The organism is Stenotrophomonas maltophilia (assembly GCF_003970865.1).
Lineage (GTDB): Bacteria > Pseudomonadota > Gammaproteobacteria > Xanthomonadales > Xanthomonadaceae > Stenotrophomonas > Stenotrophomonas maltophilia_AR.
In genome coordinates, this window is sequence record NZ_RXLZ01000034.1 from 24,040 (window position 1) to 43,282 (window position 19,243).

The following is a 19,243-nucleotide window of genomic DNA, read 5'->3' on the forward strand; positions in this document are numbered from 1 at the left end:
CAGGCCGGTTTCCAGCACTTCAGACGCAGCGCGGGCTCAATCGGGCTCCCTTTCGATGGAGTCCGACGATGCGTTCGATACTGTCTGCCCTCACCCTGCTCTGCGCGGTCTGTACCCTGCCCTTTGCGGCCCGCGCCACGCCCCCCGATCCCGCCCGTCTGCAGTCCCTGCGGCAGGCCATCGCCAGCGACGAACTGAAACAGATCCGCAGCGTGCTGCTGCAGGTCGATGGGAAGGTAGTCTACGAGGGCTACTTCAACGGCGCCGACGCGCAGACCCTGCACGACGTGCGATCGGCCAGCAAGGGCGTGACCGCACTGCTGGTGGGCGCCGCCATTGGCGAGGGCACGCTGCCCGGCGTACAGGCCCCGGTCTACGACTACTTCCCTGCCTTCACTGCCCGGCACGCGGTCGACCCGCGCCTGCGCGCCACCACCGTGCAGGACCTGCTGACCATGAGCAGCCTGTGGGAGTGCGATGACGAGAACCCGTTCTCGGCCGGCCACGAGGAACGCATGTACGTAACGGAGAAGTGGCTGGACTTTGCACTGAGCTTGCCGGTGAAGGGCTTCGCGCCGTGGATGCAGCGGCCGCAGGACAGCCCCTACGGGCGCACGTTCGCCTACTGCACCGCCAACCCGTTCGTGCTGGGCGCGGTGCTTGAGCAGGCCAGTGGGCAGCCGTTGGCCGATTACGCTGCACGGGTGCTGGAGCGGCCGCTGGGCATCATCCACAGCCGGTGGAACCGTTCGCCGGAGGGTATCGGCATGGGCGGCGGAGGCACCCGCTACCGCACGCGTGATCTGGCCCGCTTCGGCCAGCTCGTGCTCGATGGTGGCCGATGGCAGGGCCGCCAGCTGGTCCCCAAGGACTACATCGAGGCGATGGTGCGGGCACAGGCAACCACTTCCGATGGCAGCGACTACGGCTACCAGTGGTGGGGCCTGAAGCTGGGAGTGCAGGGTTCACCGCGCACGGTGTGGGCGATGTCCGGCAATGGCGGCAACTATGTGTTCGTGGTGCCGGAGCAACGCGTGGTCGCGGTGGTCACCAGCCAGGCGTTCAACCGCAGCTTCGCCCATCCACAGTCGCGACGGATCCTCACCGAGTTCCTGCTGCCGGCGCTGCACTGAGCGCGGCCAGGTCGTCCGGCCGCCAGCTGGCGGCCAGCACCTGCGCACGTTGCCGGGCGATGTCGGCATCCAGCCGCTGCAGCAGGGCCGGCCAGCCGGGCGTGCTGCGCAGGGGGACGAACAGAGGCGTGGCACGCAGCCACGCTACGTCGCGGAAACCGTCATCTACCGCCTGCTGCAGTGCAGCCACAGCGTCATCTGCATGGCCCCGGGCCTGCAACAGCAGCGCCCGTTCCAGCGCCGCATCGGGCCAGCCGTCGCCGGCGCCTGCGTTGGCAGCGAGCTGCTGCAGGCGTTGGTCGATCCACGCGCCGTCTGCCGCCCCCGCGCCGTGCAACATCGCCAGGGTCTGGCCCAGCGACTGCTGCGGCCGCAGCTGGCGACCACGCTCGAACGCGTCGGCGGCACCTGCGGCGTCGCCGGCCAGCAACGCCAGCTCTCCCTGCAGGCGCAGCAGCTGCGGATGCGGCGTGCTACGCCTCAGCGCCTCGTCCAGCGCCTGCCTGGCCTGCTGCGGCGCGCCGGCCAGGTACAGGCTGCGCGGCCAGGCGATGTTGGAAAAGACGTTGTCCGGGTACAGCTGGAAATTGCGCGCGTGGCGAACTGCGGCCACGTGGGTGAAGCCCAGCAGTTCCAGCTCGCGCGCGACCTGCACATCACGGAAGCGGATGCGCTCTGGGGCCTTCAAGGACAGATTCGCCTGCAGCGCTGTGGCGAGCTGGCCACGCTCCTGCTGCAGGTAGGCCAGCGATGCGCGACTACGCTCGTCGCCCGGCTCGAGTTCGATGGCGCGGCTGTAGCCGGTGATCGCCTGCCGCATATCGCCCAGGCAGTCCTGCGCATACCCCCACAAGGCGTGCGCAGCGGCATCGCGAGGCGCGCGCTGACGCTCCTGCTCGGCCAATGCCAGTGCTTCGTGCAACTGCTCGGGCGTGCCGTTGAACAGACAGCCCTCTGCCGCCAGCGCACGGGACAGGCCACGCCGGGCCGCCACGGATTCCGGATCCGCCTGCAGGGCCTGCCGGTACAGGGTGATGGCCACGCTGTTGTTGTTGGCCTGGCCGATGCCCGCGTAGTAATCGGCGCGCTGCAACAGCGACTGCCCTGCGCCCTGCGGCGCCGACCGGGGCAACAGCAACAGTGTGGCGGCCATGCCCAGCACCGCGACAGCCACCACACCCCAACCGAGCCTGCGGGCACGCGATGATGGCGTGGGTGACGCGCTGGCCGGCTGTGGCGGCACGCACAGCTGGTAGCCGCGACCACGTACCGAGCGGATGTAGCGCGGATGCCGGCTGTCATCGCCGAGGGCCTGGCGCAGCAGCTTCACCCGCTGGCTGACCGCGTCTTCGCCGACCACCGCAGGGGCCCAGACCCGTGCGGCCAGCGTGTCGAAATCCACAACGTCGGTGCCTTGCGTGAGAAGCACATCCAGCAGGGTCCAGCTGAGGCCGCTGACCGGCAATACCTCACCGTTGCGACTGACGCGCTGCGCCGGGCGATCAATGTCCAGGTCGAGCAGGCGCAGGGTGTCCATGGCCGAAGCATAGCGGCTGGAGCGCACTGGATGACAGGCAAAGAAAAAGCGGGCCGAAGCCCGCTTTTTCATCTGCGAAGGTGTGAGGACCAACGGTCCTCACCCACCGCACAATCGGCAGTACCGATTATTCGGCGCTGACGGCGTCGCCTTCTTCCACGGCCTTCATCGACAGGCGGATACGGCCCTGCTTGTCGACTTCCAGCACCTTGACCTTGACCACATCGCCTTCCTTCAGCACGTCGCCGACCTTCTCGACGCGATCGCTGGAGATCTGCGACACGTGGACCAGGCCGTCCTTGCCCGGCAGGATGGTGACGAACGCACCGAAGTCCATGATCTTGGCGACCTTGCCTTCGTAGATGCGGCCCGGCTCGACGTCCGAGGTGATCTGCTCGATGCGGGCCTTGGCAGCCTGGGCAGCGATGGCGTTGACCGAAGCAATGACGATGGTGCCGTCATCCTGGATGTCGATCTGGGTGCCGGTTTCCTTGGTGATGGCCTGGATGGTCGAGCCACCCTTGCCGATCACTTCGCGGATCTTGTCCGGGTGAATCTTGATGGTCAGCAGGCGCGGCGCGTAGTCCGACAGCTCTTCACGCGGAGCGGTCAGGCCGTGGGCCATTTCGCCCAGGATGTGCAGACGGCCAGCCTTGGCCTGCTGCAGAGCCTGCTTCATGATCTCTTCGGTGATGCCTTCGATCTTGATGTCCATCTGCAGGGCGGAAATGCCCTCAGCGGTACCGGCCACCTTGAAGTCCATGTCGCCCAGGTGATCTTCGTCACCCAGGATGTCGGACAGGACGACGAAGCGCTCGCCTTCCTTGACCAGGCCCATGGCGATACCGGCAACAGGTGCCTTCACCGGCACGCCGGCGTCCATCAGGGCCAGCGAGGAACCGCAGACCGAGGCCATCGACGAGGAACCGTTCGACTCGGTGATTTCCGAGACGACGCGGATGGTGTACGGGAAGGCTTCCAGCGACGGCATGACAGCCAGCACGCCGCGCTTGGCCAGGCGACCGTGGCCGATTTCGCGGCGCTTCGGACCCATCATGCGGCCGCACTCACCCACCGAGAACGGAGGGAAGTTGTAGTGGAACAGGAAGTTTTCCTTGTACTCACCGGCAACGGCGTCGATGACCTGGCCGTCACGGGCGGTGCCCAGGGTGATGGTCACGATGGCCTGGGTTTCGCCGCGGGTGAACAGCGAGGAACCGTGGGTACGCGGCAGCACGCCGGTCTTCACGGCGATCGGGCGGACGGTGTCCAGCGCACGGCCGTCGATGCGGACCTTGGTGTCCAGCACCGAGTCACGCATGGTGCGGTATTCCAGCTCGCCGAATTCCTTCGACAGCTCGGCCGGGTTCCAGCCTTCAGCGGCCACACGGCCAGCCAGGCTTTCGACCACGTCCTTCTTGATCGCCGAGATGGCGTCACGGCGCTGCAGCTTGTCACGCACCTGGAAGGCTTCGCCCAGGCGCGGGCCGATGGCTTCCTTCAGGGCGGAGATCAGCACGTCGTTCTTGGCCGGGGCTTCCCAGGTCGACGGCTTGGTGCCGGCTTCGACGGTCAGCTCGTTGATCGCGTTGATGACCTTCTGCATCTCGCGGTGACCGAAGGTCACGGCGCCCAGCATCACTTCTTCGGACAGCAGCGCGGCTTCGGATTCAACCATCAGCACGGCGTTGGAGGTACCGGCGACGACCAGTTCCAGCTGCGAGTCAGCCAGTTCGCTGACGGTCGGGTTCAGGATGTACTCGCCGTTCTTGTAGCCGACCTTGGCAGCGCCGATCGGGCCCATGAACGGGGTGCCGGCCAGGGACAGGGCAGCCGAGGCACCGATCAGGGCAGCAATGTCGCCGTCCACGTCCGGGTTCAACGACATGACCGTGGCGATGATCTGCACTTCGTTCTTGTAGTCTTCCGGGAACAGCGGACGGATCGGGCGGTCGATCAGACGCGAGATCAGGGTTTCCTTCTCGGTCGCACGGCCTTCACGCTTGAAGAAACCACCCGGGATACGGCCGCCGGCGTAGAACTTTTCCTGATAATCGACGGTCAGCGGGAAGAAGTCCTGGCCTTCGCGCGCGCTCTTGGCGGCGACGGCGGTGACCAGCAGTACGGTGTCGTCCATCTTGACGATGACGGCACCGCTGGCCTGACGGGCGACTTCGCCGGTCTCGAGCGTGACGGTGTGCTTGCCGTACTGGAAGGTTTTGGTGATTTTTGCCACGGAGGGTGTCCTTGGGGATGCTGTCTGCGAATTTGGACCGTCGGCGACCCTTGCCGCCAGCGGGTGGCCGGATCGTTCCGGCCTGAATCGGGGATTGCGGTGCTACAAAACAAAACCGCGGCGCATCGCTGCGCCGCGGGGGATTCGTTGCTTAGCGACGCAGGCCAAGCTTCTCGATCAGGGCCTTGTAACGCTCGACGTCCTTCTTCTTCAGGTAGTCGAGCAGGCTGCGACGGCGGTTGACCATCTGCAGCAGGCCGCGGCGGCTGTGGTGGTCCTTCTTGTGGGTCTTGAAGTGGCCGGTCAGCAGTTCGATGCGGGCGGTCAGCAGTGCAACCTGGACTTCCGGGGAGCCGGTGTCAGCCGAGCTGCGCTTGTTGTCTTCAATGACCTTCTGGGTGTCGATCGACATTTCTTTTTTCTCTGTGATGCGTGGCCGGCAGGAACGCGCTTCGCGCACCGCCAGGCTCGCCGTGGACTACGAGGATGAAACCTGCGCGAGGCAGGCTGCCGGAAAACGGCCGCGAAATTGTAACGGTCAGGGGCTTCCGGGACAAGGACCGGGGCTGAACCGCCCGGGCCCGGTCAGAGGTTGAAACGACGCTGCGGCGCCAGCAGGCCACTGTCATCGACCTGGCCCAAGCCCTGGACAACATCGTCCGGACCGAACACAGCCACCAGGCCATGCGGCCAGGACAGGTCACGCTGGCGCTGGCCGACGCAGAAGCGGTGGGTCTGGTCGGCATCCAGGTCGACCCGCGGGTATTCAGCCAGGCCGGCCGCCAGCGGCAGCAGCAGCGCGTCCATGCCGGCCTCGTCACCTGCCTCGACCATCGCCCGCAGCTGATCCAGGGTGACCATCGCCGGTTCACGGAACGGCTCGACCCAGAGCCGGCGCAGCGCAGTGATGTGAGCGCCGCAGCCCAGGCTTTCGCCCAGGTCGCGGGCCAGGCTGCGGATGTAGGTGCCGGAGCCGCAGGTCACGCGCAGCCGCAACCGCTCCGGCTGCTGCTCCAGCACCTCGATGGCCTGCACCTGGACCTCGCGCTCGGGCGCCTCGATGGCATCACCGCGACGAGCCTTCACATACAGCGGTTCACCGCCTTGCTTCAGCGCCGAATAGATCGGGGCACGCTGGAGGATGCTGCCGGTCAGTGGCGCCAGCGCAGCCTGCAGGGCTTCGGCGCTGATCGCCGGCACCGGGCGCTGCAGCAGCACCTGGCCTTCGGCATCATCGGTATCCGTGGTCTGGCCAAGCACGATCTCGGCATCGTAGGCCTTGGCCGAACCCAACAGCAGGCCGGCGATCTTGGTCGCCTCGCCGAAGCACAGCGGCAGCAGGCCGGTGGCCAACGGGTCGAGGCTGCCGGTGTGGCCACCCTTCTCGGCACGGAACAGGCGGCGCGCCACCTGCAGGGCGGCGTTGGAGCTCATGCCGGTCGACTTGTCGAGCAGCAGGATGCCATCCAGGCGGCGGAACTGAATTCGGGTCATGACAGGAAAGTGTTGAGCCGAGCCATGCTCGGCTGCCGCAGCGCGGTCTGCATCAGACATCGCGCAGCCGGAATGCAACAACGCCGGGCATGCCCGGCGTCGCGCGGTTATTCTTCGTCGCTCTCGCGACGCTTCTCGGCGGCCAGCGTATCGGGCAGGTCGCGCAGGATGTTGTCGATGTGCTCACCACGGTCGACCGAGTCGTCGTAGTGGAAATGCAGCTCCGGCACGTGGCGCAGCTTCATCGCGCGGGCCAGGTCCATGCGCAGGCGGTAGCCCAGCTCCTTCAGGCCGGCCACGGCTTCGGCCGAACGTTCCGGCATCAGCGCGGTGACGAACACCTTGGCATGGGCCATGTCGCGGGTGATTTCCACGTCGGACACGCTCACCGAGGGCAACCCGTGCTCGCGCACGGCGTTGTGCACCAGGGTGCCGAGTTCACGGCGCAGCTGGGCGGAGACACGGTCGGTTCGATGGAAAGTCTTGGGCACGCGGTCGGGCTCTCGATTTGAATGTGACCCGACCAAGGTCGGGTCCTACCAGGAGGAGCGGCCCGACCAAGGTCGGGCCCCACCAGGGGGGCGGACCGGCCCCTGAGGGCCGGTCCAGTACAGCATTACAGGGTGCGCGGCACTTCGATACGCTCGAAGCACTCGATCTGGTCACCCGGCTTGACGTCGTTGTAGGCCTTCACCGCGATACCGCATTCGGTACCGTTGCGGACTTCCTCGACGTTCTCCTTGAAGCGGCGCAGCGATTCCAGCTCGCCCTCGAAGATCACCACGCTGTCGCGCAGGACGCGGATCGGCTTGTTGCGCTTGACCACGCCCTCGATGACCATCGAACCGGCGACGGCACCCAGCTTGGAGCTGCGGAAGACGTCGCGGACCTCGGCGATACCGATGATCTCTTCGCGGATCTCCACGCCCAGCAGACCGGAAGCCACCTGCTTCACCTGGTCGATCACGTCATAGATGATCGAGAAGTAACGCAGGTCGACGCCGTTGGATTCGATGATGCGACGGGCCGAAGCATCCGCACGCACGTTGAAGCCGATGACGGTGGCCTTCGAAGCGGCCGCCGAGTTGGCGTCCGACTCGGTGATGCCGCCCACGCCGGAGTGGATGACGTTGATGCGGATGTCTTCGTTGGACAGCGCGACCAGTGCCTGGCTCAGAGCCTGCACCGAACCCTGCACGTCGGCCTTGATGACCAGGTTGAGGACCTGCTGGCCCTCGCCCTTGCCCAGGGTTGCCATGATGTCTTCCATGCGACTGCCGGCGGTGGCGACCAGGCGCGATTCACGGCGCTTGGTCTCACGCTGCTGGGCAACGTCCTTGGCCAGGCGCTCGTCCTCGACGACCACGAAGTCGTCACCGGCTTCCGGCACGCCGGACAGGCCCAGGACCTGCACCGGAATGGACGGGCCGGCGAATTCCGGCTGCTTGCCGGTTTCGTCGAACAGCGCACGCACGCGGCCGTACTGGATGCCGCACACCAGGTAATCGCCCTTCTTCAGGCGGCCCTGCTGCACCAGCACGGTAGCGACCGGGCCGCGGCCCTTGTCCAGCGACGATTCGATCACCACGCCCGAGGCGCGGCCTTCATCGACGGCCTTCAGTTCCAGCAGTTCGGCCTGCACCGAAACGGCGTCCAGCAGGTCGTCGATGCCCAGGCCGGTCTTGGCCGAGATCTCCACCATCTGGATGTCACCGCCGAAGTCTTCGGCCACGACCTGCTCGGAGAGCAGCTCGTTCTTGACCCGCATCGGGTCGGCACCGGACTTGTCGATCTTGTTGATGGCCACGATCAGCGGTACACCCGCCGAACGCGCGTGCTGGATCGCTTCCTTGGTCTGCGGCATGACGCCGTCATCGGCAGCCACCACCAGCACCACGATGTCGGTCAGCTTGGCGCCGCGCGCACGCATCGAGGTGAATGCGGCGTGGCCCGGGGTATCCAGGAAGCTGATGACGCCCTTCGGCGTATCAACGTGGTAGGCACCGATGTGCTGGGTGATGCCACCAGCTTCGCCGGTGGCGACCTTGGTGCGGCGGATGTAATCCAGCAGCGAGGTCTTACCGTGGTCGACGTGGCCCATGATGGTGACCACCGGCGGACGCTGTACGGCTTCGCCCTGGTTTTCACCGGTCGATGCCAGCAGTGCGTCTTCGGCGTCGTTGTCATTGGCGCGGATCGCCTTGTGGCCGAGTTCTTCGGTCACCAGCGCAGCGGTGTCGTGGTCGATGGACTGGGTGATGGTGGCCATCACGCCCATCTTGAACAGCGCCTTCACCACCTCGCCGCCCTTCAGCGCGAGCTTCTGCGCCAGGTCGGCCACGGTGATGGTTTCGCCGATCGCCACTTCACGCACGACCGGCGCGGTCGGACGCTCGAAGGCGTGCGGACCCGCGTTGTTGCCACCACGCGACATGTCGCGACGGCCGCCACTCTGGTTGCGGCCACCCGGACGGCCACGGTTGTTGCTGTTGTTGCTGTTGCCACGACGGGCACGATCGGCCGCCGACAGGTGCATCTGGCCGGCAAAGCGATCACCCGGGCCACGCTCGCTGCGCGGCGCGCTGCGGTTGTTGCGGTCGTCGCTGCGCGGCGGCGGCGGTGCACCACGCGGCGCAGCCGGGGCTGCGGCCGGGGCGCGCGGCGGGCGCGGCGCGGTTTCGTCGATCGGAGCGCGCACCTTCGGCTTGCTGGCAGCCAGCGCCTCGGCAGCCTTGGCGGCAGCGGCGGCTTCCTCGGCGGCCTTCTTCTCGGCCTCTGCGCGTTCCTTTGCGGCGACCTCTTCCTCACGGGCACGGACGATGGCCTCGTCGCGCAGACGATCCTTCTCGGCCAGGGCCTGCTGTTCGGCGAGGTTGCGCGCGCGCGACTCTTCCAGCTTGCGCAGGATGTCGGCGCGCTCTTCGTCCGGCGTCATGGCGCGAGCACCATCCTTGACGTAGGTACGCTTCTGGCGCACCTCGACATTCACGGTCGTCTTGCTGCGACCGGAACTGACCGTCACTTCCTGCTGTTTCCGGCGGTTGAGCGTGATCTTCTTTGCAGACTGATCCGTCTCTTCCGGGGCCTGCTCGGGCTTGCCGTGCGAACGACGAAGGAAGCCCAGGAGCTTCACCTTCTCGGTGCTGGTCACGACCTGGTCGGGACCGCTGAACTTCATGCCGGCACCGGCCAGCTGTTCCAGCAGTTTTTCGACCGGCGTGTTGACCAGTTCGGCAAGCTTGCGGATGGTGGTTTGCTGCGACATTCGGATCCTATGATCTTGTGGGCGCCCCCCCGCATCTGGAGGTGGCGCGGATTCTACGCCCTGAGCGGCTCAGGGCCCTGTTCATTGCCGGCTCATTCGCCGCGTTCCAGTCGGGCGATCTCCTCGGCACGCGCGGCCAGGATCAGCGCAGCGGCGCGCGCCTGATCCAGCCCTTCGATGCCGAAGTCCATGACCTCGTCGGCGGCCAGATCGGACAGGTCCTCACTGGTGCGCACGCCGTGGCCGGCCAGCGCATACGCGGTGGCTTCGTCCATGCCCTTCAGGGACAGCAGGTCCTGCGCCGGCTGGCCGTCTTCAAGGCCTTCCTCGACTGCCAGGGCCTCATTGAGCAGCGCATCGCGGGCACGAGCGCGCAGCTCTTCGACGATGTCTTCGTCGAAACCTTCCACGGCCAGCAGTTCGCCGACCGGGACATATGCGATTTCCTCGACGGTGCCGAAGCCTTCGCTGACCAGGATGCCGGCGATTTCCTCGTCCACTTCCAGCTTGTCCATGAACAGCTGGCGGGCCGAAGCCTGCTCGGCCTCCGACTTGGCGGTGACCTGGTCCTGGGTCATCACGTTGAGCTGCCAGCCGGTCAGGCGGCTGGCCAGGCGCACGTTCTGGCCGCCCTTGCCGATCGCCTGGGCCAGGCGGTCTTCGGCAACGGCCAGGTCCATCGAGTGCTTGTCTTCATCGACGATGATCGACTGCACTTCGGCCGGCGCCATCGCGTTGATGACGAAGTTGGCCGGGTTGTCGTTCCACAGCACGATGTCCACGCGCTCGCCATTGAGCTCGTTGGACACGGCCTGCACGCGCGAACCGCGCATGCCGATGCAGGCACCGATCGGATCGGTGCGCTGGTCGTGGGCCAGCACGGCGATCTTGGCGCGGTCGCCCGGATCGCGGGCGCAGGCCTTGATTTCCACCAGGCCCTGGCCGACTTCCGGCACTTCCAGCTTGAACAGCTCGATCATGAATTCCGGGGCGGCGCGGCTGATGAACAGCTGCGGGCCACGCGGTTCCGAACGGACTTCAGCCAGGTAGCCGCGCACGCGGTCACCGGCGCGCAGCACGTCGCGCGGAATGCCCTTGTCCTTCGGGATGAAGCCTTCGGCGTTGCCACCGAGGTCGACATAGATGTTGCCGCGCTCGGCGCGCTTGACCACACCGGTGATCAGCTCGCCGACGCGATCCTTCCACGCATCCACGACCTGCTGGCGCTCGGCTTCGCGCACGCGCTGGACGATGACCTGCTTGGCGGCCTGGGCGGCAATGCGGCCGAAATCCGGGTTCTCGATCTGCTCTTCGATGTAGTCGCCGACGTCCACGCCTTCGGCTTCATCGACGGCATCCATCAGGCGGATCTGGCGATCCGGCGATTCCATGACCACGTCATCGGCCACCACTTCCCAGCGGCGGAAGGTTTCGTAGCTGCCATCCTTGTGGTCGATGACCACGCGGGTCAGCACTTCCTCGTCGGGATAGCGCTTCTTCGCTGCCGAGGCCAGGGCGGCCTCGATCGCATCGAAGATCACTTCACGCGGCACGCCCTTCTCGTTGGCGACCGCGTCGACTACCAGCAACAGTTCCTTGCTCATTGGCTCACTCCGCGCGCGGCTTTTTTGCCGCCGGCTCGTTGGAAGAAGAATTCGTGTTCGGCTTCGGACGCTTCGGTGCCGGACCAGTCGGCTTGCTCGGGGCCAGCCCCAGCGCCACCCAGTCGGGCATGATCCGTGCCTTGTCGATGTTGTCGGCCGACACGACCACTTCGGCCTTGTCGACGACGAAGGTGATGGCACCTGCGGTCTCGTCGATGGCTTCGATGCGGCCCTGCAGGCGACGACGGTTGTCCTGCGGCAGCTTCAGCGTGACCTTGGCCATTTCGCCGAGGTGACGGCCGAACTGCTCCAGGTTGAACAGCGGACGATCGACGCCCGGCGAAGACACTTCCAGCGTGTAGTTGCCGCTGATCGGGTCTTCGACGTCCATCTGCGCCGACACTTCGCGGCTGACCCGCTCGCAGTCGTCGACATTGATGATGCGCTCGGGCTGTTCCGCCAGCGGCACGTCGATGTAAAGGCGCAGGGTCGCACCGCCGGGGGCCGGCAGATACTCAACGCCCAGCAGCTCCAGGCCCAGCGACACAACGGTCGGGGCGAGCAGATTCGCGATGTCGGTTGCCTTGTCGCTCACAGCCTGCCTTGATCTCTTGGTTGGGTGCCGGCCTTGGCCGGCATGGAAACATGACGCCCCGGAAACGACAAAGGGCCCGCTGGGCCCCTTTTCCGGAAAGACTCCGGTGACTGGATTCCGGTTGCAACCTGCAGTGCCTGCCGGTTGCGGCCCTCCTTCCGGGTCCGGACTCCCGCTGGGAGCCCGCCTTCAGGGGTATTGCTAGGCCGCTGATGATAGCGACTGCACCGCGCTGGTGCAAGGTGCGGACCCGGGGTCAGATCCCTTTTCCGCGGGGAAAGGGATCTGACCCCAAGCACGCGGAAAGGACACAAACCCCAAAGAAAAACGCCTTCGAAGCAGGACTTCGAAGGCGATCTCTTTACTTGGTAGCGGGGGCAGGATTTGAACCTGCGACCTTCGGGTTATGAGCCCGACGAGCTGCCAGACTGCTCCACCCCGCATCAGAAGCGGAATTATGAGGCATAACTTCAAAACCTGCAAGCTTTTCCTCATTCATCGAACTGGTTGGCGCCGATTCGATGTATTGGTAGCGGGGGCAGGATTTGAACCTGCGACCTTCGGGTTATGAGCCCGACGAGCTGCCAGACTGCTCCACCCCGCACCGGAAGTGTTTGAACTGCTGCCCTGCTCTTTCGAGGAGGGCTACCGCAACGATGTTCTGGCTGAACCGCTGCAGTGACAACTCAGGCTGCGCATATTACACGAATCGCGCAGCTTTGTGTCAACTTTTATGCAAGATGCGCAAATGCCTGCTGGCACCAGACCATGATCGGGTTCCAGGCCAGGCCCAGCGCCAGCAGTGCCAGCGCGTTCACGCCCAGCACCAGGCCCAGCACGCGGTCGTTGCTGCGCGGCATGGCCTCGCCCACCGGCTCATCGAAGTACATGACCTTGATGACCCGCAGGTAGTAGAAGCAGCCGACCACGGCACACAGCACGCCGAGGATGGCCAGCCACAGCAGGCCACCGTTGATGGCCGCGCCCAGCACCGCCAGCTTGGTCCAGAAGCCCAGGAACGGCGGGATGCCGGCCAGCGACGCCATGATGCACAGCACCAGGCCGGCCATCCACGGGTTGCGGGCATTCAGGCCCTTGAAGTCTTCGATGTTCTCGGCCTCGAAACCGGCACGCGACAGCGCGATGATCGCGCCGAAGGCGGCGGTGGACATGATGGCGTAGGCCAGTGCGTAGAACAGCGCGGCGGCATAACCCTGCGAACCGCCACCGGCGATGCCCATCAGCAGGAAGCCGATGTGGGAGACGGTGGAGAACGCCAGCATGCGCTTGAGGTTGCTCTGCGCGATGGCCATCAGGTTGCCAATGACCAGCGAGACCGCGGCCAGGCCGGCAATCAGCAGCTGCAGTTCGGTCGACAGCGGGCCCACGCCCATTTCCAGCAGGCGGTAGGCCATGCCGAACGCGGCCAGCTTCGGCGCCGAGCTGATGAACAGTGCGATCGGTGCCGGGGCACCCTGGTACACGTCCGGCAGCCACATGTGGAACGGCGCGGCACCCAGCTTGAAGGCGACGCCGGCGATCATGAACACCGCACCGGTGATCAGCAGCACGCGCTCTTCCGAGTGCGGGATGGCCTCACGGATGACGTCCAGGTGCAGGCTGCCGGTGGCGCCGTAGATCAGCGACATGCCGTACAGCAGCAGGCCCGAGGCCAGCGAACCCAGCACGATGTACTTCATCGCCGCTTCCGAGGCCAGGCCGTTCTCACGGTTGCTGGCAACCAGTGCGTAGGAGCACAACGCCAGCAGTTCCAGGCCCAGGTAGACCATCAGCAGGCTGCCGGCCGAGACCAGGATCATCATGCCGGCGGTGCCGAACAGGATCAGCACCGGGATCTCGCCCTGGAACAGGTTGCGGTCACGCAGGTAACGCCAGCCGTAGACCAGGGTCAGGCCGCTGAGCAGCACGATCCCGGTCTTCATCACGTCCGCGGCGGTATCGCGCACGAACATGCCATGGAAGACCTCCCCCTGCCCGCCCACGCCGGTGGCCAGCATGAACAGCACCACGGCCAGCGCAGCGAGCGAGAACAGGTGGGTGACGATCTTGTTCCGGTTGCTGACGAACAGGTCGAGGATCATCAGGGCGAAAGCGCTGCCGATCAGCACCAGCTCGGGAGCGAGCGGTGGCAGGTCAGCGGCGGTCAATGGCAGCAGCGGCGAGGTGGTCATCATCAAATCCTGGAATTACAGCAGCTTGCTGGATGCGATCTGCATCGCCAGCTTCGCGATCGAGGGCTCCATCAGGTCGGTCAGCGGCTTGGGGTAGATGCCCAGGGCCAGCACGCCGATGGCGAACACGCCCAGCACCAGCCATTCGCGACCGTTGATGTCCTTCAGTTCGGCAACGTGGCTGTTGGCCACTTCACCGAAGAAGATGCGCTTGTACAGCCACAGGGTGTAGGCGGCGCCGATGATCAGGGTGGTGGCCGCGCCCAGCGCGATCCACGGATTGCGCTGGAAGGCCGCGAGGATGACCATGAACTCGCCGACGAAACCGCTGGTGCCCGGCAGGCCCGCATTGGCCATGAAGAACAGCATGGCGAAGGTCGCGAACCAGGGCATCACGTTGACCACGCCGCCGTAATCGGCGATGCGGCGGCTGTGCATGCGGTCGTACAGCACGCCCACGCTGGAGAACATCGCGCCGGACACGAAGCCGTGCGAGATCATCTGCACCATGGCGCCCTGCAGGCCCAGGCGGGCCGCATCGGCGTTGCCGGCTTCACGCACCAGCCACAGCGCGATGAAGGTGCCCAGGGTGACGAAGCCCATGTGCGCGATCGACGAATAGGCGATCAGCTTCTTCATGTCGTCCTGCACCAGGGCGACCAGGCCGACGTAGATCACCGCGATCAGCGACAGCGCGATCACCAGCCACGCCCATTCCTGCGACGCATCCGGGACGATCGGCAGGTTGAAGCGCAGGAAGCCGTAGCCACCGATCTTCAGCGCGATGGCAGCCAGGATCACCGAACCGGCGGTCGGCGCTTCCACGTGGGCGTCCGGCAGCCAGGTGTGGACCGGGAACATCGGCACCTTGACCGCGAAGGCGATCAGGAAGGCGAAGAAGATCCAGGTCTGTTCCTTGGCCGACAGCGGCAGCGCGTACAGGTCAGCCAGCTGGAAGCTGCCACCCTTCATGTACAGGTAGATCAGCGCCACCAGCATCAGCACCGAGCCGAGGAAGGTGTACAGGAAGAACTTCAGCGCGGCGTAGATGCGGCGCGGGCCGCCCCAGACACCGATGATCAGGAACATCGGGATCAGCATCGCCTCGAAGAACACGTAGAACAGCATCGCGTCCGTGGCCGAGAAGATACCGACCGTGACGCCTTCCAGGATCAGGAAGGCGGCCACGTACTGGTTGACGCGCTTGTCGATGGCGCTCCAGGCGCCGATCAGGGCAAGCACGCTGACCAGGGTGGTCAGCAGGATCAGCGCCACGGCGATGCCGTCCACGCCCAGGTTGTAGCCGATCTTGTACGCCGGGATCCAGGCATGGGTCTCGACGAACTGCAGACCGTCGATGCCCGCGTTGTAGCCGCTCAGCAGCGAGAGGCTCGCCACGAACGTCAGTACCGCTACGCCCAGCGACGCCCAGCGGGCGGTCTGTGCATCACGGATTGCAAGGATCAGAGCACCACCGATGATCGGCAGCCAGATGAGGACACTGAGTAGAGGCCAGTTCGACACGTCTTCTTATTCCGTACAGGTCATCAACGCAGGTAATGCATCAGCACGCCCAGAAGGGCAATCAGGCCGATGATCATCGCGAAGGCGTAGTGATAGAGGAAACCGGATTGGGTACGACGCAGCACACCGGCTGCGACGTCCACAACACGTGCCGAGAGATTGACCACGCCGTCGACGATGTTGCTGTCGATCCAGCGCGAGACCTTGCCCAGCTTGACGCTGCCACCGGCAAAGCCATCGATCCACAGCTTGTCGAAGCCGTACTTGTTTTCCAGCACCGACACCAGCGGGGCGAAGGTCTTGCGCGCCTTGCCCGACAGGTCCGGCTTCCACAGGTAGAACAGCGCGGCCAGCAGGAAGCCCGCCAGGGTCAGCCAGAACGGCGGCAGCATCATGCCGTGCAGCGCGAACGCCACCGGCCCGTGGAACTCTTCGCCCAGGAAGGCAACGGTGTTCTTGGCCGGATCGTAGAAATCGACGATGCCGGTGAAGAACGTGTTGACCTGGCCCTTGATCGCCGCATGGGCGTGATTGCCGGCCCAGTCGGTGCCGTGCAGCATCGGACCGATGCTGAAGAAACCGATGGCGATCGACGGGATGGCCAGCAGGATCAGCGGCAGGGTCACCACCCACGGGGTTTCATGCGGCTCATGCGGACCGTGGCCATGGCCGTGGTCGTCATGGGCATCGCCATGGTGGGCATCAGCATGGTGGGCGTCGGCGGCGTGGTGATCGTCATGGCCATGACCATGATCGTCGTGTGCGTCGCGGAAGCGCTCCTTGCCGTGGAAGGTCAGGAACAGCAGGCGGAAGCTGTAGAAGCTGGTCACCAGCACGCCACCCAGCACGGCCCAGTAGCCATAGGTGGCCACCCAGCTGTTCTGCATGTGCGCGTGGATCTCGGCTGCCTCGATGATGGTGTCCTTCGAGTAGAAGCCGGAGAAGAACGGCGTACCGACCAGTGCCAGCGTACCGATCCACATGGTGACGAAGGTGATCGGCATGTACTTGCGCAGGCCGCCCATCTTGCGCATGTCCTGCTCGTGGTGCATCGCGATGATGACCGAGCCGGCCCCCAGGAACAGCAGCGCCTTGAAGAAAGCGTGGGTCATCAGGTGGAACACGGCCGCCGAATAGGCCGACACGCCCAAAGCCACGGTCATGTAGCCCAGCTGCGACAGCGTGGAGTACGCGACGACGCGCTTGATGTCGTTCTGCACGATGCCGATCAGGCCAGTGAAGAACGCGGTGGTGGCACCGATGAACAGGATGAAGTTCAGCGCGGTCTGCGACAGCTCGAACAGCGGCGACATGCGGGTGACCATGAAGATACCGGCGGTCACCATCGTCGCGGCGTGGATCAGCGCCGAGATCGGGGTCGGGCCTTCCATCGAATCCGGCAGCCACACGTGCAGCGGGACCTGGGCCGACTTGCCCATGGCACCGATGAACAGGCAGATGCAGATGACGGTGGCGATCGACCAGATCACCGGCTCGTTCAGCAGCTGCATGCCGAACATGGTGCCGTCCCAGATCTGCAGCTGGGCGCGCGGGTCAGCCAGCATGCCGGCCTGCGAGAACACCTGCGAGTAGTCCAGGGTGCCGAACACCCACAGCACGCCGGCGATGCCGAGCAGGAAGCCGAAGTCACCGACGCGGTTGACCAGGAACGCCTTCATGTTGGCGAAGATCGCGGTCGGACGCTTGAACCAGAAGCCGATCAGCAGGTACGACACCAGGCCCACCGCTTCCCAGCCGAAGAACAGCTGCAGGAAGTTGTTGCTCATCACCAGGGTGAGCATCGAGAAGGTGAACAGCGAGATGTAGCTGAAGAACCGCTGGTAGCCCGGATCGTCCTGCATGTAGCCGATCGTGTAGATGTGGACCAGCAGCGACACGAAGGTCACCACCACCATCATCATCGCGGTCAGCTTGTCGACCATGAAACCGACGTGGGCCGAGTACTGGCCGACTTCGAAGAACGTGTAGATGTTCTGGTTGAACGGCTGCGCACCGCCCCACAGCAGCTGGTAGAGCGTGTACATCGACAGGCCGCAGGCAACCGCGACGCCGAGGATGGTGATGGTCTGCGCGCCGAAGCGCTTGACCTGGCGACCGAACAGGCCGGCGATGATGCTGCCGAACAGCGGTGCAAGCACCACTGCGATCAACAGACTCTTGGAGAGAGTGATTTCCATCTGTGGATCAGCCCTTCAACGAATCGACTTCGCCGACATTGATCGTGCGGCGGGTACGGAACAGGGTCACCAGGATCGCCAGGCCGATGGCGGCTTCCGCGGCGGCGACGGTCAGGATGAAGAACACGAACAGCTGGCCGGACGGGTCGCCCAGCTGGCGCGAGAAGCCGACGAAGTTGATGTTCACCGACAGCAGCATCAGTTCGATCGACATCAGCAGGACGATGACGTTCTTCCGGTTGAGGAAGATGCCGGCCAGGCTGATGGCGAACAGCACCGCGCCCAGCGCAAGGATGTGGCCAAGGGTAATCACGGCTGGGTCTCCTCGCCGGCGGCCGGCTTGCTGTTGCTGTGCACGACCGGCGCTTCGGCGCCCATCTTGACCATGCGCAGGCGCTGGCCGGCCTTGACCATGGTCTGCTCACCCGGGTTCTGGCTCTTGACGCCGGTACGGCGACGCAGGGTCAGCATCACGGCGGCAACCACGGCCACGGTCAGGATGACGGCGGCGAACTCGAACGGCAGCAGGTACTCGGTGAACAGCGTACGGGCCAGCCAGGTGACGTTGGAGCTGTCGGCAGCGACCGCGGCGGCGTTGTCGGCCGGGAACGGGTTGACCGCCCTGCCCTTCACGCCGATCAGGATCAGCATCTGCACCAGCATCGCCACGGCCACGATCAGGCCGACCGGCAGGTAGCGCACCCAGCCCTCACGCAGTTTGGTGGGATCGATGTCCAGCATCATCACCACGAACAGGAACAGCACCATCACCGCACCGACGTAGACCAGCACCAGTGCCACGCCGAGGAACTCGGCGCCGACCAGCAGCCAGACGCAGGCGATGGAGAAGAAGGTCAGCACCAGGCAGAGCACGGCGTGAACCGGGTTGCGCACGCTGATCACCGCACCGGCCGAAACCGTTGCCGCGATGGCGAACACCCAGAAAGCGATATTTACCCAATCCATCTCTCGACCTCAGCGGTAAGCGGCATCGGCGGCGCGACGCTCGGCGATCTCGGACTCGAGACGGTCGCCCAGGGCCAGCAGCTGCGGCTTGGTAACGATGTTTTCGCCACGATTCTCGAAGTGGTACTCGAGGATGTGGGTTTCGACGATCGAGTCCACCGGGCAGCTTTCTTCGCAGAAGCCGCAGAAGATGCACTTGAACAGATCGATGTCATAGCGCGTGGTACGGCGGGTGCCGTCTTCGCGCTTGGCCGAGTCGATGGTGATGGCCAATGCAGGGCACACCGCTTCGCACAGCTTGCAGGCGATGCAGCGCTCTTCACCGTTGGGGTAACGGCGCAGGGCGTGCAGGCCACGGAAGCGCGGCGACTGCGGGAACTTCTCCATCGGGTACATCATCGTGTACTTGGGCTTGAAGCTGTACTTCAGCGTCAGCCAAAGGCCGCCCAGCAGTTCGAGCAGCAGCAGGCTCTTGAAGTAATGGGTAATCCTGTTCATC

At 65.2% G+C, this 19,243-nt stretch carries 15 protein-coding genes and 2 tRNA genes; 1 reads left to right on the forward strand and 16 read right to left on the reverse strand.

The window, feature by feature from the left end; genetic code table 11:
- Nucleotides 1-68: 68 nt before the first annotated feature.
- Nucleotides 69-1,133 carry a serine hydrolase domain-containing protein gene (locus tag EKL94_RS12635; RefSeq protein ID WP_126929367.1) on the forward strand — a complete coding sequence of 355 codons (1,065 nt, stop codon included), beginning with the start codon at nucleotides 69-71 and terminating at the stop codon, nucleotides 1,131-1,133.
- On the opposite strand, the gene EKL94_RS12640 is transcribed toward EKL94_RS12635, so the two are convergent.
- From EKL94_RS12640 to nuoI, 16 genes are all read right to left on the reverse strand, one after another.
- Entirely contained in the window at nucleotides 1,102-2,670 is a 1,569-nt protein-coding gene (locus EKL94_RS12640) for a winged helix-turn-helix domain-containing protein (protein WP_126929368.1), read from the reverse strand. The genes EKL94_RS12635 and EKL94_RS12640 overlap by 32 nt on opposite strands.
- 127 nt (nucleotides 2,671-2,797) lie before the next feature.
- Nucleotides 2,798-4,906 (reverse strand): polyribonucleotide nucleotidyltransferase, encoded by a 2,109-nt coding sequence (gene pnp / locus EKL94_RS12645; RefSeq protein WP_126929369.1) that lies wholly within the window; start codon nucleotides 4,904-4,906, stop codon nucleotides 2,798-2,800.
- 151 nt (nucleotides 4,907-5,057) lie between these two features.
- Nucleotides 5,058-5,318 carry a 30S ribosomal protein S15 gene (gene rpsO, locus EKL94_RS12650; RefSeq protein WP_005410445.1) on the reverse strand — a complete coding sequence of 87 codons (261 nt, stop codon included), beginning with the start codon at nucleotides 5,316-5,318 and terminating at the stop codon, nucleotides 5,058-5,060.
- A gap of 173 nt (nucleotides 5,319-5,491) precedes the next feature.
- Nucleotides 5,492-6,400, reverse strand: a complete 909-nt coding sequence (gene truB / locus EKL94_RS12655) for a tRNA pseudouridine(55) synthase TruB (protein WP_126929370.1) — start codon at nucleotides 6,398-6,400, stop codon at nucleotides 5,492-5,494.
- Between the two features lie 107 nt (nucleotides 6,401-6,507).
- Nucleotides 6,508-6,891, reverse strand: a complete 384-nt coding sequence (gene rbfA / locus EKL94_RS12660; RefSeq protein WP_005410447.1) for a 30S ribosome-binding factor RbfA — start codon at nucleotides 6,889-6,891, stop codon at nucleotides 6,508-6,510.
- A gap of 125 nt (nucleotides 6,892-7,016) precedes the next feature.
- A complete protein-coding gene (infB, locus tag EKL94_RS12665) occupies nucleotides 7,017-9,665 on the reverse strand; it encodes a translation initiation factor IF-2 (RefSeq protein WP_126929371.1) in 2,649 nt (882 codons plus the stop codon).
- Nucleotides 9,666-9,757: 92 nt separating this feature from the next.
- Nucleotides 9,758-11,269 carry a transcription termination factor NusA gene (gene nusA, locus EKL94_RS12670; RefSeq protein ID WP_005410449.1) on the reverse strand — a complete coding sequence of 504 codons (1,512 nt, stop codon included), beginning with the start codon at nucleotides 11,267-11,269 and terminating at the stop codon, nucleotides 9,758-9,760.
- 4 nt (nucleotides 11,270-11,273) lie between these two features.
- Nucleotides 11,274-11,864 carry a ribosome maturation factor RimP gene (rimP, locus tag EKL94_RS12675; RefSeq protein WP_126929372.1) on the reverse strand — a complete coding sequence of 197 codons (591 nt, stop codon included), beginning with the start codon at nucleotides 11,862-11,864 and terminating at the stop codon, nucleotides 11,274-11,276.
- 366 nt (nucleotides 11,865-12,230) lie between these two features.
- A tRNA-Met gene (locus EKL94_RS12680) sits at nucleotides 12,231-12,307 on the reverse strand.
- An 84-nt stretch (nucleotides 12,308-12,391) separates the two neighbouring features.
- A tRNA-Met gene (locus EKL94_RS12685) sits at nucleotides 12,392-12,468 on the reverse strand.
- Between the two features lie 127 nt (nucleotides 12,469-12,595).
- The gene (nuoN, locus tag EKL94_RS12690) at nucleotides 12,596-14,056 is read right to left on the reverse strand and encodes an NADH-quinone oxidoreductase subunit NuoN (protein WP_126929373.1); all 1,461 of its coding nucleotides are present in this window, start codon (nucleotides 14,054-14,056) and stop codon (nucleotides 12,596-12,598) included.
- Between the two features lie 15 nt (nucleotides 14,057-14,071).
- Complete coding sequence (locus tag EKL94_RS12695) at nucleotides 14,072-15,580, reverse strand: NADH-quinone oxidoreductase subunit M (RefSeq protein WP_032128647.1); 1,509 nt, start codon at nucleotides 15,578-15,580, stop codon at nucleotides 14,072-14,074.
- Nucleotides 15,581-15,603: 23 nt separating this feature from the next.
- Nucleotides 15,604-17,778 (reverse strand): NADH-quinone oxidoreductase subunit L, encoded by a 2,175-nt coding sequence (gene nuoL / locus EKL94_RS12700; protein ID WP_126929374.1) that lies wholly within the window; start codon nucleotides 17,776-17,778, stop codon nucleotides 15,604-15,606.
- Between the two features lie 7 nt (nucleotides 17,779-17,785).
- Nucleotides 17,786-18,091: an NADH-quinone oxidoreductase subunit NuoK gene (nuoK, locus tag EKL94_RS12705; protein WP_005417921.1), complete on the reverse strand. Its 306-nt coding sequence runs from the start codon at nucleotides 18,089-18,091 to the stop codon at nucleotides 17,786-17,788.
- Nucleotides 18,088-18,744, reverse strand: coding sequence for an NADH-quinone oxidoreductase subunit J (locus EKL94_RS12710; RefSeq protein WP_032128645.1), 657 nt, complete (start codon nucleotides 18,742-18,744; stop codon nucleotides 18,088-18,090). The genes nuoK and EKL94_RS12710 overlap by 4 nt, the downstream gene beginning before the upstream one ends.
- A gap of 9 nt (nucleotides 18,745-18,753) precedes the next feature.
- Entirely contained in the window at nucleotides 18,754-19,242 is a 489-nt protein-coding gene (gene nuoI / locus EKL94_RS12715; RefSeq protein ID WP_006381128.1) for an NADH-quinone oxidoreductase subunit NuoI, read from the reverse strand.
- Nucleotide 19,243: the final 1 nt, after the last annotated feature.

Bases quoted from the DNA above. Each gene is read 5' to 3' on its own strand.
- EKL94_RS12635 (WP_126929367.1), top strand. From the start codon at position 69: ATGCGTTCGATACTGTCTGCCCTCACCCTGCTCTGCGCGGTCTGTACC.
- EKL94_RS12640 (WP_126929368.1), bottom strand. From the start codon at position 2,670: ATGGACACCCTGCGCCTGCTCGACCTGGACATTGATCGCCCGGCGCAG.
- rpsO (WP_005410445.1), bottom strand. From the start codon at position 5,318: ATGTCGATCGACACCCAGAAGGTCATTGAAGACAACAAGCGCAGCTCG.
- truB (WP_126929370.1), bottom strand. From the start codon at position 6,400: ATGACCCGAATTCAGTTCCGCCGCCTGGATGGCATCCTGCTGCTCGAC.
- infB (WP_126929371.1), bottom strand. From the start codon at position 9,665: ATGTCGCAGCAAACCACCATCCGCAAGCTTGCCGAACTGGTCAACACG.
- nusA (WP_005410449.1), bottom strand. From the start codon at position 11,269: ATGAGCAAGGAACTGTTGCTGGTAGTCGACGCGGTCGCCAACGAGAAG.
- nuoN (WP_126929373.1), bottom strand. From the start codon at position 14,056: ATGACCACCTCGCCGCTGCTGCCATTGACCGCCGCTGACCTGCCACCG.
- nuoL (WP_126929374.1), bottom strand. From the start codon at position 17,778: ATGGAAATCACTCTCTCCAAGAGTCTGTTGATCGCAGTGGTGCTTGCA.
- EKL94_RS12710 (WP_032128645.1), bottom strand. From the start codon at position 18,744: ATGGATTGGGTAAATATCGCTTTCTGGGTGTTCGCCATCGCGGCAACG.
- nuoI (WP_006381128.1), bottom strand. From the start codon at position 19,242: ATGAACAGGATTACCCATTACTTCAAGAGCCTGCTGCTGCTCGAACTG.